15 protein-coding genes are annotated in these 15089 nt (G+C 41.5%); 6 read left to right on the top strand and 9 right to left on the bottom strand.

Features of this window, described 5'->3' with window-relative positions:
* Positions 1 to 81 precede the first annotated feature (81 nt).
* From MKY20_RS26990 to MKY20_RS27005, 4 genes are read right to left on the bottom strand one after another with little or no spacing between them, the layout of a single operon-like run.
* A complete protein-coding gene (locus tag MKY20_RS26990; RefSeq protein ID WP_251173947.1) occupies positions 82 to 1077 on the bottom strand; it encodes an ABC transporter ATP-binding protein in 996 nt (331 codons plus the stop codon).
* Between the two features lies 1 nt (position 1078).
* On the bottom strand, positions 1079 to 2095 hold the full coding sequence (locus MKY20_RS26995; protein WP_009335792.1) for an ABC transporter ATP-binding protein: 1017 nt from the start codon (positions 2093 to 2095) through the stop codon (positions 1079 to 1081).
* A gap of 20 nt (positions 2096 to 2115) precedes the next feature.
* Positions 2116 to 3036 (bottom strand): nickel ABC transporter permease, encoded by a 921-nt coding sequence (gene nikB, locus MKY20_RS27000; protein ID WP_009335793.1) that lies wholly within the window; start codon positions 3034 to 3036, stop codon positions 2116 to 2118.
* A gap of 22 nt (positions 3037 to 3058) precedes the next feature.
* On the bottom strand, positions 3059 to 3964 hold the full coding sequence (locus MKY20_RS27005; protein ID WP_071155927.1) for an ABC transporter permease: 906 nt from the start codon (positions 3962 to 3964) through the stop codon (positions 3059 to 3061).
* A 279-nt stretch (positions 3965 to 4243) separates the two neighbouring features.
* Here MKY20_RS27005 and MKY20_RS27010 point away from each other — a divergent pair, with 279 nt between their 5' ends.
* The 6 genes from MKY20_RS27010 to MKY20_RS27035 all read left to right on the top strand — a co-directional run bounded on the left by MKY20_RS27010 (position 4244) and on the right by MKY20_RS27035 (position 10379).
* Positions 4244 to 5821: a glutathione ABC transporter substrate-binding protein gene (locus MKY20_RS27010; protein ID WP_009335795.1), complete on the top strand. Its 1578-nt coding sequence runs from the start codon at positions 4244 to 4246 to the stop codon at positions 5819 to 5821.
* Positions 5822 to 5901: 80 nt separating this feature from the next.
* Positions 5902 to 7140 (top strand): amidohydrolase family protein, encoded by a 1239-nt coding sequence (locus MKY20_RS27015; RefSeq protein ID WP_251156843.1) that lies wholly within the window; start codon positions 5902 to 5904, stop codon positions 7138 to 7140.
* A 27-nt stretch (positions 7141 to 7167) separates the two neighbouring features.
* Complete coding sequence (locus MKY20_RS27020) at positions 7168 to 8391, top strand: amidohydrolase (protein WP_251173946.1); 1224 nt, start codon at positions 7168 to 7170, stop codon at positions 8389 to 8391.
* Between the two features lie 42 nt (positions 8392 to 8433).
* On the top strand, positions 8434 to 9042 hold the full coding sequence (locus MKY20_RS27025) for an ankyrin repeat domain-containing protein (RefSeq protein ID WP_009335798.1): 609 nt from the start codon (positions 8434 to 8436) through the stop codon (positions 9040 to 9042).
* A 208-nt stretch (positions 9043 to 9250) separates the two neighbouring features.
* On the top strand, positions 9251 to 9580 hold the full coding sequence (locus MKY20_RS27030; protein ID WP_082919369.1) for a GNAT family N-acetyltransferase: 330 nt from the start codon (positions 9251 to 9253) through the stop codon (positions 9578 to 9580).
* Positions 9581 to 9596: 16 nt separating this feature from the next.
* A complete protein-coding gene (locus MKY20_RS27035) occupies positions 9597 to 10379 on the top strand; it encodes an alpha/beta fold hydrolase (protein ID WP_217025727.1) in 783 nt (260 codons plus the stop codon).
* Positions 10380 to 10529: 150 nt separating this feature from the next.
* Here the strand turns inward: MKY20_RS27035 and MKY20_RS27040 are convergent, their stop codons facing one another.
* The 5 genes from MKY20_RS27040 to MKY20_RS27060 all read right to left on the bottom strand — a co-directional run bounded on the left by MKY20_RS27040 (position 10530) and on the right by MKY20_RS27060 (position 14931).
* Entirely contained in the window at positions 10530 to 11033 is a 504-nt protein-coding gene (locus tag MKY20_RS27040; protein WP_071155935.1) for a hypothetical protein, read from the bottom strand.
* Entirely contained in the window at positions 11030 to 11407 is a 378-nt protein-coding gene (locus MKY20_RS27045) for a hypothetical protein (protein ID WP_009335804.1), read from the bottom strand. Before MKY20_RS27045 ends, MKY20_RS27040 begins: the two co-directional genes overlap by 4 nt.
* A 224-nt stretch (positions 11408 to 11631) precedes the next feature.
* Complete coding sequence (locus tag MKY20_RS27050) at positions 11632 to 13239, bottom strand: FMN-binding glutamate synthase family protein (RefSeq protein ID WP_251173945.1); 1608 nt, start codon at positions 13237 to 13239, stop codon at positions 11632 to 11634.
* Positions 13240 to 13254: 15 nt separating this feature from the next.
* Positions 13255 to 13884: an NAD(P)H-binding protein gene (locus tag MKY20_RS27055; protein WP_341004427.1), complete on the bottom strand. Its 630-nt coding sequence runs from the start codon at positions 13882 to 13884 to the stop codon at positions 13255 to 13257.
* 198 nt (positions 13885 to 14082) lie between these two features.
* Positions 14083 to 14931: a YitT family protein gene (locus MKY20_RS27060; RefSeq protein ID WP_009335810.1), complete on the bottom strand. Its 849-nt coding sequence runs from the start codon at positions 14929 to 14931 to the stop codon at positions 14083 to 14085.
* Positions 14932 to 15089: the final 158 nt, after the last annotated feature.

The following is a 15089-nucleotide window of genomic DNA, read 5'->3' on the forward strand; positions in this document are numbered from 1 at the left end:
TCCTTAAGTATTAAAAAAGGGAGGTATAATAACCTATCCCTTTTTTAATATAACATTTTATACAAAATAGAGGTATTTGTATTAAACTGGAAGAGTTTCAGCGATATGACAGCTTACAAAGTGATTATTAACCAGCTCCCTAAGGGGAGGTTCCTCTTGCTTGCATTTTTCAACAGCAAAAGGACAGCGTGTATGAAACCTGCAGCCTCCAGGAGGATCAATCGGTGATGGAACATCTCCTTTTAATATGACGCGGTCCCTTTTTAAAGTTGGATCCGGAACTGGAATAGACGAGAGCAGTGCTTTTGTATACGGGTGAAGCGGAGAGTCGAACATTTCTTTTTTCTCTGCAATCTCGACCACTTTTCCCAGATACATCACCATAACCCTGTCTGAAATATGCCTGACGACACTAAGGTCATGAGAGATAAAAAGGAAGGTCAATTTAAACTGCTTTTGCAGCTTCTTTAATAAATTGAGAATTTGTGCCTGGATAGATACATCCAGGGCAGATACAGCTTCATCACAAATGATTAATTTTGGATTAACGGCCAATGCTCTGGCGATTCCAATACGCTGGCGCTGGCCGCCGCTAAATTCATGCGGATATCTGTCAAGTGCTTCTGGAGGAAGTCCGACATAGCCAAGCAGTTCCAGCATTCTTTCCTTTCGCCTTGATTTTTCAACCACATTCTGAATGGCCATGGCTTCATTTAAAATTTGCTTCACCATTTGCCGGGGATTAAGAGAAGCAAAAGGATCTTGAAATATAACCTGCAAATCACCTCTAAGTTTTCTCATATCCTTTTTATTTAACGTTAAAATATTTTTCCCCATATAAAGAACCTTTCCGTCAGTAGGTTCATCAAGCCTTAAAATTGCACGTCCGGTTGTTGATTTCCCGCATCCGGACTCCCCAACTATACTTAATGTCTCACCTTCAAAAAGCTCAAATGAAATATCGTCTACCGCCTTTACATATGCCTTTGGCTTGAAGATAGAGTCTTTTTTAACCGGGAAATATTGTTTTAATCGATCTACATGCAAGATGATATTTTTTTCTGCTGTCGTTTCCACGTTAGACAACCCCTTCTTTATCTCTTTTGCCAGTCCACTTGTCGGTGTATTTCCAGCATCTTACTTTAATATCTTCAGAATAGGAAACAAGATCAGGCTGGTGTGCAGCACATATATCTTCCGCATAAGGGCATCTAGAGGCGAACCGGCATCCGCCAGGCATATTGTAAGGGCTGGGGACACTGCCATCTATCGTAATTAGTTCTTCCTGATCTTCATGGATTTTGGGCAATGAGTTCAATAGCCCTTGCGTATAAGGGTGCTTTGGATCAGCAAATATTTGCTCTGTAGAAGCATGCTCGACTATATTTCCGGCATACATTACCGCTACCTTATCACAAGTTTCTGCCACAACTCCCAAATCGTGGGTAATCATGATAACACCCATTCCTATTTTTGTTTGCAGCTCTTTTATCAGCTCCAGTATTTGCGCTTGAATCGTAACATCCAAGGCAGTGGTTGGCTCATCTGCTATTAATACCTCAGGTGTACATGCAAGAGCCATAGCAATCATGACACGCTGGCGCATCCCTCCGCTCAATTGGAACGGTTCTTGTTTCGCTCGTTTTTCAGGAGAGGGGATTCCAACCATCTTCAGCATATCAACTGACTTATCCCATGCAGCTTTTTTTCCCATCTTTTGGTGCAGCCTCAAAGCTTCTGCAATTTGTTCCCCAACCGGGATTACAGGATTCAAGGAAGTCATTGGCTCCTGAAAAATCATAGATATTTCATTCCCGCGAATTTTTCTCATTTCATCCTCTGGCATTGTAACTAAATCTCTTCCTTTAAAAAGAACGGAACCCCCGGCAATTTTTCCCGGTGGAGAAGGAATGAGGCGGAGAATAGAGAGGGAAGTCATACTTTTCCCGCATCCGGATTCCCCTACAATTCCCAGCGTTTCCCCTTTATGCAGTGTAAAATCGATGCCATCAACCGCTTTGCTGACTCCCCGCTTTGTTGTAAAGTGGGTTTTTAATCCTTTTACTTCAAGTATTGGCCTGTTACTTTCTTTCATATCCAGTCACCACCCTTAACTTAATTTAGCTCAATGCGTTTATTGAAGAACCGATAGAAGACATCTACGAATAAATTCACAACTACGAAAATAAGTGAGGCAAATAATACTCCTCCCTGGACCATTGGAAGATCACGCATTCGAATTGCATCGACAATCATTCTTCCCAGTCCATTAATAGCAAAGATCGATTCCACCAATACGGTGCCTCCAAGGAGTGCGCCAAACTGCAGGCCCACAACCGTAATCACTGGAATCAGGGCATTTCTCAGTGCATGTTTATAAATAATGATTCGTTCGCGAAGCCCTTTTGCACGTGCTGTCCGAATATAATCCTGGCGAATAACTTCCAGCATGCTCGATCTGGTCATCCTTGCGACAATTGCTGCTCCTCCTGCTCCAAGGGTAATAGCCGGCAAGATGACATGGAGCAGACTGTCCCATCCTGCAACCGGCAAAATTTGAAGCTTAACAGAGAAGAAATACATAAGCATGAGGCCAAACCAGAAGCTTGGAAGTGAAATTCCTAAGAGTGCAACAAGCATGACGCTGACATCGGTCAAAGAATAAGGTTTAACAGCTGAAATAATTCCTGCTGCCATTCCCAGCACGATTGTAATAATGATGCTAAAGAAGGCGAGTTCAATGGTAATTGGCAGTCTTACTAATATTTCATCAAGAACAGGCTGGCTGTTTTTTAAGGAGACACCTAAATCCCCCTTAAACACACTCGTTAAATATTCGAAGTATTGGATATATAAAGGCTGATTTAATCCAAGCTGGTCTCGAATAGCTTCAATCGTTTCTTTTGAGGCGCCTTCACCAGCAAGAAGTACTGCAGGATCCCCTGGAACGAGCTGCATAATAAAGAAGACAACAAAAGTAACTCCAATAATGACCGGGATTGTTTGTAAAATCCGGCGTAATATAAACATCAGCATAGATATAACCTCCTCAAAGCTTTTATTTTTTCATCCTAGGGTCAAACGCATCACGCAAACCATCACCAAAAATATTAAATCCAAGAACTAGAATAGAGATGGCAAGACCTGGAAATAGGGCGATATAAGGTGCGGAGAATAAGAAATCCCTCCCGCTGCTGAGCATGGTTCCCCATTCAGGTGAAGGCGGCTGTGCACCCAGGCCGAGGAATGATAATCCAGCTGCTGACAGAATGGCGGTAGCCAATCGCAGAGTCCCTTGAACAATAATGGGTGAAAGAATATTCGGGAAAATATGCCTGGATATAATGACAAAATCAGAGGCGCCAAGCGATCGGATTGCATCAATATACTCAAGGCGCTTTACTTCTAAAGTAGATCCCCGGACGATTCTAGCAAATAAAGGTACAGAAAAAGCTCCTACTGCTATGGTCACATTAATCAGACTTGGACCCAGTGCTGCAATAATTGCTAGAGCAAGGAGAATCCCTGGGAATGCAAGCATAACATCCATCATCCTCATGATAATGGTGTCAACCCATTTGCCATAATACCCAGCTACAAGACCAAAAATGATTCCGAAAAATGCTCCGAATAACACAGCAGCAAATCCGACCCCCATTGAAAGCCTTGAACCATATAGAATCCGGCTTAAAATATCTCTTCCTTTATCATCTGTTCCCATCCAGTGGTCTGCAGATGGAGGAGTCAGCTTATTTTCCAAATCAATTTCGTATGGGCTATATGGAGCCAGCAGCGGTGCAAATGCCGCCATTAACAGATAAACAAAAATAATAATAGCCCCAGCAAGTGCTGCTTTATTTTGCATCAATATAGAAAGAAAATCTTTTATTCTAGATTCCTTTGAGCCGCTAATCAATGTCTTTACAGCTATATCTGGCTGCTCCGTTTTTACTTGAACTGTCATCTTATTTCCCCCCTAAAAGATTTTTTTACTAGCAGTAAATTGAAAATCAGTCTTCCTCCTTTCAAAAGAAGAATGGATTGCAAACGTTTAGTTAAAATTATCAAAATTACCTGTAAAGTAAATATTTTTTAAAATAGTTGTCAAAATATTTAAAAATCAAGTAAATATTCTGTAAATATCTAAGTGCATCATCTTCTATAATGCAGATATGCATTTACGGAGGGACGGTGAACATTGAGTTTATTACCGGAATTATTTACTAAAAAAGGGGAGAGAAAAATGGAGAAAGATAGAAAGCACTTTCGAAAGGGATTGCTAATGATTTTCCTAAGCTTAATGATGCTGCTGTCAACAGCATGTTCTACACAAACAAAAACAGAGCAGGAAGCTGGCAATGAATCCGAAGGTAAAAAGGATGGGGGTACATTGACAGTTGTCCGTTTATCAGATGCAACAAAATTAGATCCTCACTTTATTACAGACATTCCTTCAGCAAATATTATTTATCAAAAAGTATATGAAACTTTAGTGGAGCCAGATAAAGATATGAACATTCAGCCGCTGCTGGCAACAGAGTGGAATGTCATTGATGATACGACCTGGGAGTTTAAACTAAAGGAAGGGGTATCCTTTCATGACGGTACACCGTTTAACTCTGAAGCTGTGAAGGCCACCTTTGATCGTTTGCTGGATCCAAACACTGGATCGCCTCAGCGTGAGAAATTCGCGATGATTAATGAAGTAAAAGTAATTGATGAATACACAGTACAATTATTGCTTGATTACCCGTATGCTCCGCTGCTTTCTATTCTTGCAAGCAGTGAAGGAAGCATCATGAGTCCAAAGGCGCTGGCCGAAAACCAGGAGACGCTTGCAGAGAAACCTGTTGGTACAGGCCCGTTTGTTTTTGAAAATTGGAAGACTGGACAGGAAATTTCCTTGAAGAAAAATGAAAATTATTGGGGAAAAAGTCCAAGTATTGATGAAGTTGTTTTTAAGGTTGTACCTGAAGACGCGACTCGGCTGGCTATGATTGAAACAGGGGAAGCACACATTAATGATCAGGTGCCTGTTACAGAAATTGAGCGAATTGAGGCTTCTGAATCGATGGGACTTCTCCGGGCTGAGGGGCTTGCAGTTGAATATATTGGATTTAACACGAAGAAAAAACCATTGGATGATGTTAAAGTCCGCAAAGCAATCAGCCATGCAGTTGAGAGAGAAGCGATCATTAAAGGGGTTTATAACAATGTGGGCACACTTGCTAATGCCGCGATGAGTCCAAAGGTGTTTGGCCACAGTGAAAAAGTTAAGCCTTATGATTATGATCTAAATGAAGCAAAGAAATTGTTAAAAGAAGCCGGATATGAAAACGGACTTAAGCTTAAATTACTGACAAGTGATAGAAAAGAACGCATCAATATGGCTGAAGTTATTCAATCGCAATTAAAGGGAATTGGCGTTGAGGTAGATATTCAAGTAATGGAATATGGAGCATATATCGATACAATTGATAAATCTGAGCATGATCTATTTATCGGAGGATGGGGAAATGCCACTGGAGATGGTGATTATAATCAGTACAACCTTTTCCATACTGCTTCACAGGGACCTCCTGGAAACCATTTTTATTACAGCAACCCAGAGGTAGACAAAATTATCGAAGAAGCACGAAGAGAGACTGACGAAGCAAAGCGGAAGGATCTTTATGAAAGAGTAATGCAAATGGAATTAGAGGATGCGGTCTATATTCCAATCCGAAACTATGAACATATGGCTGCGCACAGTAAAAATGTAAGCGGCTTTTGGCTGAATGCTGCCAATTATTTAATGATTGATGATGCAGTAATTAAGTAAGTAAATTAAAAAGGGAAACGGAAAAGTACTTTTGAAGCAAAAGTGCTTTTCCTTCATTTTCAATTTTAGGAGGAATCAGAATGACAGCTCTATGGATTACAAATGTTCGGCTAGAAAAAGGATTCATTTACGAAAATGAACAAATTACAGGGACAAGCACAGAAATTTGCCACTTGAAAATCGAAGCTGGAAAAATTGCAGAAATTTCACTGCTTGCCCCAGATTCTAATGAAAACCAACTTGATGCAAAACAGAAGCTTCTGCTTCCTTCTTTAAGAGATATGCACATTCATATTGACAAAACCTATTACGGCGGGCCATGGAAAGCCTGTACACCAATCACAAATGGCATTTTCACTAGATTAGAAGAGGAAAAGGAACTTCTGCCAAAGCTTCTCCCAACCGCACAAGAACGTGCTGAAAAAATGATAGAGCTATATTTGGAAAATGGCCATACCCACATTCGCACACATTGTAATGTTGACCCTGTAATTGGCCTGAAAAACTTGGAAGCTACTGTCAATGCACTAAAAAAATATGAAGATGTCCTTACATATGACATTGTTGCGTTTCCGCAGCATGGACTGCTGAGGAGCGGCTCTGTTCAGTTAATTCGTGATGCTATGAAAAATGGTGCCACCCTGGTTGGCGGTGTGGATCCAGCTACCGTGGACAGAAACATTGAAAAGTCCCTGCATACCATTTTTGAAATTGCAGCAGAGCATAATAAGGGAGTCGATATCCATCTTCATGATCCTAACTCATTGGGAGCTTTTACATTTGAGAGAATGGCAGATTATACAAAAGAAGCAGGCATGGCAGGAAGAGCAACAATTAGCCATGGAATTGCTTTAGCCGACCTGTCCGGAGAAGCATTGGCTGAGATGGCGGCAATATTAAAAGAGCAGGAAATTGACGTGACCACTACCATTCCAATTAATCGTACAACTATTCCAGTTCCTGCCCTTGATCGTTATGGTATTCCCGTTTCAGTAGGCCATGACAGCATCACCGATCACTGGTCCCCGTTCGGAACAGGAAACACCATACAGAAACTGGGGACCCTTGCGGAAAGGTTCCGAATGATTGATGAATATTCTTTATCATCAGTCTTGAAGTTTGCAACTGGCGGTATTACTCCCCTGAATAAAGCTGGTGAAAGGGTTTGGCCAAAAGTCGGCGACGATGCAACGATGATGCTTGTTGATGCGACATGTTCAGCAGAGGCAATTGCAAGAAGAGCACCGGTTGAGTCATTATTTTTCAAAGGCAATAAGGTTGAAAGCAAACGAACTGAACTAAACATAATAAATTCATAGCTTAAGAGCAAAAAGGAGGGTTAAGTAATGCCTAAGTCCCATTGGTTAACAAACATTAAGCTTGAAACTGGATACCTCAAGGATGAAAAGGGAGTTTATACTACAAAAACTGAACTATTTCATTTGAAAATTGAAGATGGAAAAGTAATAGAAAAACAGAGCAGCGGATATGAAATTTCGAAAAATGAAAATACAGTGGATGGAAGAGGGTTTTTGGCACTGCCATCTTTTAAAGAGATGCACAACCATCTTGATAAGACCTATCTTTCTCTTGATTGGAAGGCTTGCAGGCCGGTCAAAAATTTAGAGGAACGTTTAAGGTATGAAGCAATGGAGCTTGAGGAATTGGCGCCTACAGCCAGGCAGCGGGCAAGCAAAATGATTGAGCTTCTCCTTTCTAAGGGATCAACTCACATTCGTACCCATGTAAATATTGATCCTTATATTGGCTTGAAGAACCTGGAGGGCGTAAGAGAAGCTTTAGAAGACTATTCCGACAAACTGACATTCGAAATTGTAGCTTTCCCTCAACACGGTCTTTTAAGGGAACATGTAATTCCTCTCATGAAAGAAGCGATGAGATCTGGAGCCAGCATTGTAGGCGGTCTTGATCCTGCAGGAATTGACCGTAATATTGAAAAGTCACTTTATGAAGTCATGAATCTGAGTACAGAATTTGATGCAGATATAGATATCCATTTACATGATGGAGGACATGTAGGGCTATATACAATTGATAAATTTGCTGAAATGATAGAAGAAGCAAAGTGGCACAATCGTGCTGCTGTAAGCCATGCATTTTGTTTAGGGGAAGTACCAGTCCCGCAAGCAGAAGAAATGGCGGAAAGATTGAATGAGCTTGGAATGTCGATCATGTCCACTATTCCTATAACAAAATCTCTTCCACCAATTGAACTCTTGGACAGAAAAGGTGTAAATATTTATCTGGGATGCGATGGTTTCTATGATTCATGGGGACCTTTCGGGACTGGAGATCTGCTGGAAAAAGTAACGAGATATGGTGAGCTTTACCGTAAGAGCGATGAAATTTCTCTGGCACAATCATTAAAATGGGCCACTGGGGGTCCTGTCCCATTAAACAAGGATGGAGAGATGAGTTGGCCGCTTGAGGGAGAAGAAGCAAACTTGGTACTTGTCGATGCTTCGTGTTCGGCAGAAGCAGTTGCGAGAACACCTAAAAGAGAAGCGGTAATTTTTAGAGGGAAAGTTGTAGCAGGACAGCTGACATAAAAACGTTTCCTGATATAAATACCATATTTTATGGAGGATCATATGTTAAAAATTGATGATAGCCTTGTGCTATTCGACGCAGCAGAAAATGGTGACCTTGACTGTTTGAAAGCCTGTCTAGAGAGCGGCATTAATATTAATCTTCAGGATAAGAAAAAACGAACGGCCATTTTGATTGCTTCGATAAATAAGCATTATGATATGGTTCATTTTCTGGCGGAGTCAGGGGCAGATATTAATCTTCAAGATCAAACCAGCTTAAACCCATTTTTATATGGATGCATTCATGGAGATTTGAAGTTAGTTAAAATGATGATTAGCGCTGGGGCAGATATTAATCTCTTAACGAGATTTGGCGGAGTGGGTATTACTCCAGCCTGCGAAAAGGGACATATAGAGGTGGTTCGTGAGCTTTTAACATCTACAGATATAAACGTAAACCATACCAATTATTGCGGATGGACACCTTTGATTGAAGCCATTGTTTTGAATGATGGAGGAGAAACCCAGCAGGCCATCATAAGGATATTGCTTGAACACGGGGCCGATACAAGCCTTACAGACCAATATGGTGTGAAGCCGATTGAGCTCGCCAGAAGAAAAGGATACAAAGAAATAGAGGATATCTTATTTACCGCTGGTATAGAGTAATTGCATAGTAAGGTATTTTAGGCAAAGAACTCCCTTTCTGTTTTAATAGCAGAAAGGGAGTTCTTTTGGTTCATAAAAGTGTGCTGAAAGTTGATTCCCTAAGCAGCAATAGCAGCAATGTAAAAGCATAGTAAGAAAACTAAAGTTTAAAAGTTTTATTTAGCAGGGAAGATATAGGAAAGGACATTCAGATAATTTTGAAGACAGTATGTTAACATCAAGTATAAGGAAATATTTAAATAAAGGAGGAAATGCGATGAATAAAGATATACAAAAAGAAGAAAACCGTTTTTTTATGAATGATGATGAAGGGAATATGATTGCTGAAATCACCTATATTCCAAGCGGCGATTCCGTCATAACCATAGACCATACATATGTAAGTGAATCTCTGCGCGGTCAGGGAGTTGCCGGAAAACTGCTGGAAAGTGTCGTTCAGGAGGCGCGCATCAAAGGGTATAAGATTGTTCCTGCCTGCTCATATGCTAAAGCTGTTTTTGACCGAAAGAGCGAATATCAGGATTTACTCGCGAAATAAAGGAGGTTTTTTCTGAATGGATGCAAAAATAAAAAATGTAAATGGAACAGCCATCTCATATTATGATGAAGGCACAGGTGAGCCGCTGGTATTGCTGCATGGTTTTTGCGGCAGCAAAGATTATTGGGCAAGGATGATTCCAATTTTGGCGGAGGATTTTCGCGTCATTGCGGTGGACCTTCCAGGACATGGGGGGTCAAGTTTGCCGGCCGGTGAACTGTCAATTGAAAAGATGGCTGAAGTGATCAAAGGGGCTATAGATGAGCTGGGGTTTGATAAAGTATCTCTTTTCGGACACTCATTGGGCGGCTACGTAACCCTTGCATTTGCTGAATCTTATGAAGACATGCTGAAATCTTTTTCTCTTGTCCATTCAACAGCCAGCCCCGATTCAGAAGAAGGAAAGAAAGGAAGGGATATCGCTGCCGGCAAAATTGATAAAGAGGGAATTGAGTCCTTTATTGATGGGCTTGTGCCCAAGCTCTTTGCGCCCGGTGAGAAACATCCCAAGGAAATTCAAATGGCCAAAGAGATTGGCTATCGTACAAGCTCTGAAGGTGCAAAGGCTGCTCTGAAAGCGATGAAACTTCGTGCGGACCGCAGCCATGTCTTGAAAAGTACAAAGCTCCCGGTATTACTTGTTGCTGGAGACAAAGACCAGATTATCCCTCCAGAAAAGTCATTTGCAGTTGAAGGGCCTAACATCAAACAATTGACCATTAAAGCTGCCGGGCATATGAGCATGTACGAAGCACCGGAAGAACTGGCTCAGATTCTTCGCAGGTTTTTGAAAGAGTAAGCAGACTCTTTTTTTGAGCGCACATAATTATTTCTATCCGCACACAAATTTGTGTTATCCGCACATAAAGGTTCCTATGACAGCAAATTAGTCATTTTTACTATTGAAATATAGAAAAAAAGCTCCTTTTCACCCGAAAAGGAGCTTTTCTTACTTAAATATAACTGAAATGATCTCGTCTGTAGTCATTCCGCTTTCTATTTCAAATGTGCCGGGACGCAATTCGTTCTCAAGTCCCCGTTTTTCTACATCTTTATAGAATTGAATTCCGCTTTCAATAATATGGGCTTTTTCAAGTGCGTTCCCAACGTCAATGCTGGTCATTCCCATAGATACGGTTAAAATAGTCCGGTAAACAACTTTTTCGCCAGTTTTGTCCTCAGTTTTCTCTTCTGCTTTTTCATCTTTCTTCTCGCTGGACTTTGCTGCAGCAGCGAGCTGTTTGCTCCATTCAGCTTCAGTGTTGATGACGTAGCCTTTAGATGCGAGCAATTCAATCATTTCTTTATCTGACAGCTTTTCTGCTTCCTCTGTCTTATCAGAAGGCTTTTCTGTACTTTTTGCTTCAGAAGGTCCAAAAAGGTAGACGCTTCCTGTCAAGATGGCCGCCGCTAAAAGGCCTGCTGCAAAACTGCGCAAGGTATTTGGTGTCATTGGGCAACCATGCTCCTTTCACCTTTGTTCGCTGAATAAGGCAGAAGCATCAGGTCGACCTCTTTAGGTGTAAGCTGTTTTTTTAATGCAATGCTTTCATTCGAATATCCGCGTTTATGCAAATCCAGTACCTCGCGAAGCAAAAGTCTTTCTTCTGATGGCCCGCTCATTGCCCCGGATTGCTTTGCTGTAATCTCAGCATCCAATTCAATATTTCTGATTTGCTGCTGCAGTTCATGAATTTCATTTTTTAATGTAAAAGTAACCTGATCGATTTGCTGCTCAATATTTGATTTGGATTGCGCCGTTTTTAAAAACGATAAAATGAGCAGCACAACTGCTGAACCAAATAATATGGCGATTACCCATCCCATCCTAAAATCCTCCCTTATGTAAACACATTTTTTCTAGTAATCTATTTTTTTACCAAACTAAATTATACCTTTATTGCCTGCGGATTTCGAATGATAACCTCAAAATAACACGATAGTCCCGTTTTTATGTAAGAAAAAGGAGCGCGCGGTGAATCTTATTGCTTATTAACTAAAGAAATAAGAGGGCAAAAAACCCGGTCCAGACGGGACCAGGCATCAGTTTGTCAGCTTTCTTTCTGCAGCTGGGCACGTTTGGCTGCATGCAGTATATCTTCAATAGGGGAGACTCTGCCGAATTTATCTTTATGGACAATATGTTTTCTTTCAAATTGGGTGGGATTATCGATTCCAGCAGCTGCCGCAAGATTAAATAATCCTTCTCTTAGAGAGATGACATAGTTGCAGACCCGGTAATGCTTTTCATCAACAATCAATCCATCCTGCAGCTTCTTGTCAGTTGTCGCAACCCCTGCAGGACAGTGATTTGTATGGCAGACTTGGGCCATGATGCAGCCGACGCTGATCATAAAGCCCCTCGCAATATTGACAAGATCCGCTCCCATCGCAAGAGCAATGGCAATTTTATCAGGAGTGATTAATTTACCGGAAGCGATAATTTTTACACGGTCTCTGACTCCGTACTCCCTCAGCATTTCATCCACAACTGTCAGGGCTGATTGGATGGGGAGCCCCACACTATCTGCAAGCTCCTGATAAGTAGCCCCTGTTCCGCCTTCACCGCCATCAACTGTAATAAAATCAGGGCCTTTGCCGCTCTCCTTCATATAGGAAATCATGCTCTCCAGGGCATCAAGATCTCCTACCACTATTTTCATTCCGACAGGCTTTCCGCCTACACTCCGGAGCTCCTCAATAAAATGGAACATGGAAGGGGCATCCTCAAATTCATAGAAACGGTTTGGACTGTTAATCGTTTTGCCAACCTCTACAAGCCGGATTCTGGCAATTTCTTCGGTTACTTTTTCACCTTCAACATGTCCGCCGCGGGTTTTTGCACCCTGTGCAAGCTTTAGTTCAAAGGCTTTTACCTCAGGTATTTCACTTTTCTTTTTAAATTCTTCCCAGGAGAATTCCCCGTTAGCCTTTCGGACGCCGAACATATCAGGGCCAATTTGCATTATTATGTCCGGGCTGCCGGCAAGATGATACTGAGACAGACCGCCTTCACCAGTATTCATCCAGGTGCCGCCGGCAAGGCCAAGACCTTTTGAAAGTGCAGTGATCGCTTTTTCGCCAAGAGAACCGTAGCTCATGGCCGATTGTCCTACAAGTCCCTTGACTCTGAATGGCTGCCGGCAGGTTTTTTCGCCCAGCACAACCGCATCTTCATCCCGCAGATAGTAAGGATCGGCCAATTTTTCTTCGCTGTGTTCCTTTCTTGAAAAAAGATTGTCTCCATCGACTTTATAAACACGTGTTTTAACTTTCTGTGTATTATCCACCTTCATCTCATCAACGAGTTTAGGGAACAGGGTATTGCGTATATAGAACCCTTCTTCATCAAAATCTCTTATAGAGCCGAATCCTATTAGTCTTTCTTTATATTTGCCGGCTTTGACCACATCCTGGTATTCCTTTCTGGAAAAAGGCTTGCCTTCCGTATCATTATTGAATAGGTATTGTCTTAGCTCAGGTCCCACTTTTTCTGTGATGTATCGCACCTTCCCAATTACCGGAAAGTTTCTGAGTATGGAGTGCTGTTTTTGCCTGTCATCTTTTACATACCAATAAATAAATAGAATGACTGGTACAAAAATAACCAATGCAATGAATATAAATAATGCAATGACAAGGTAATCTGTTAAACTCATTTTATCCTCCTTCTATTAAAACTGGCTTAGGGCTTCTCGTATAGGGGTGTCCCCAGAGGCTGCCTCAATGGTTGAATGAAAGATAGCTTCTTTATCAATAGACTCTACTAGAACTTCGGCTGCGTCCTCACGCGAAATCTCAGCATCCCGGTCATGGATTTTCTCTGACAGGGTAATTTTTCCGCTGCCGGGATTGTCAGTTAATTGACCAATCCGGATAACCGTGTAGACCAAATTGGCTGCTTTAAGCATATCTTCTGGAAGATCCTTCGCAGCAATCTTGCGGGAAGGGTCCGTTTCCCTTTCCTCCGCTTTGACTGCACTCATCATCACAAATCGTCTGATACCGGATTCTTGTGCCAATTGGATGATATCTGAAATAGATTGGTGATCGACCATGACTGTTTTGCTCGTATGTTTTTTAGGATTGACGCCTGTTAAATAAATCACTGCATCTGATGCCTGAAGAAAGGGGATCAGCTTTTGCTCGTCATAAACAACTGCATGGGATGCACCCAGTTTTACAAGGTCTTCAATCTGGTTTTCATTTGCAGCAACGGCAAGAGCTTCAAGCTTCTTCTCCGCGAGCTTTCTGATTACATGTTCGCCCACATCTCCATTGGCACCGATTACAATAACTTTCATGCTAACGCCTCCTTTTCTACCCTTTTTCCACATAGGGTTTATTTAAAACCAAAATTAGGCAAACAAAAAAGCGGCCACTAGGACCGCGTACGTATAGGATGATTCCGTTTTCGCTATAACATTACATGGATTGAAGCCCAAAGCAAAGCCACTGCATATAAAATAAAGCTCCATCCTTTGCGGATGAAGCTTTACCATTTATGCCAGCCTTTTAAAATTTTGGCCAAGAATTTCATTCATCGTATGAACTGTGATAAATGCCTTATTATCAACCTGGGTAATGTAACTTTTCAGCTTTGTGAAATCTTTTCTCCCCAGGATAGTTGTAATGACTTCTTTTTTATCTGATGTGAAGGCACCGGTTGCGGAGTGGATGGTTGCACCTTTGCCCAGTTCATGAACGATATAGGTTTTTATCTCATCACTGTGGCGGCTGATAATAACAACTTCTTTGTTTGAATTGAATTGCTGAAGTGCATAATCAATGACAAATCCATTAATTATGACACCAAAGAAGGCATACATGCCAACTTGCGGGCCGAACAGAACGGCGGAAGACAGGGCGATCAATAAATCCGCAAGAAGCACTCCTCTGCCGACTTCAATATTTAAGTATTTATTAATAATCATGGCGATGATGTCTGTCCCGCCAGTAGAAGCCTGCTGGTTAAAGACAATTGCCATTCCGGTCGCGGCGATGCATTGCCCGATGATCAGCTGAATAAGCAAGTCTTCGCTTAGCGGATGGGCCATCGGGGCGAATTTTTCAAGCACCCACACATAAAAAGATAAAGCGAAGCTCGCATATATAGTTTTTGCCCCAAAGCCTGATCCAAGAAAAATAAAACCAACTGCAAACAGGATCAAGTTGACAAGAATCATGAAAGTACCGATGGAGAAATCCGGAAATAAGTCATTCATGATGATCGACAATCCGCTGACCCCTCCTGTTGCTAAATTATTGGGGGACAAGAAAAAATGGACATTTATAGAAACCAGGAATGCTCCCAGATTTATCATGATAAAAGAAAATAGTTTTTGCCGCATCGCCGCAACCTCCTTTTTTTATAGTTTTCTCGAGATCCGTATAAAGTGGAACAACGGGATTATAAAGCCCTTAAAGCCCCTTTGTAAAGGGAATGAGGGCAAAAAAATAAGGTTTAATAATTATGAAAATTGGAAGGGTTTGCAAGAGGGGCTGATAT

Origin of the sequence: Cytobacillus sp. FSL W8-0315 (genome assembly GCF_038002905.1) — a bacterium.
GTDB lineage: Bacteria > Bacillota > Bacilli > Bacillales > Cytobacillaceae > Cytobacillus > Cytobacillus pseudoceanisediminis.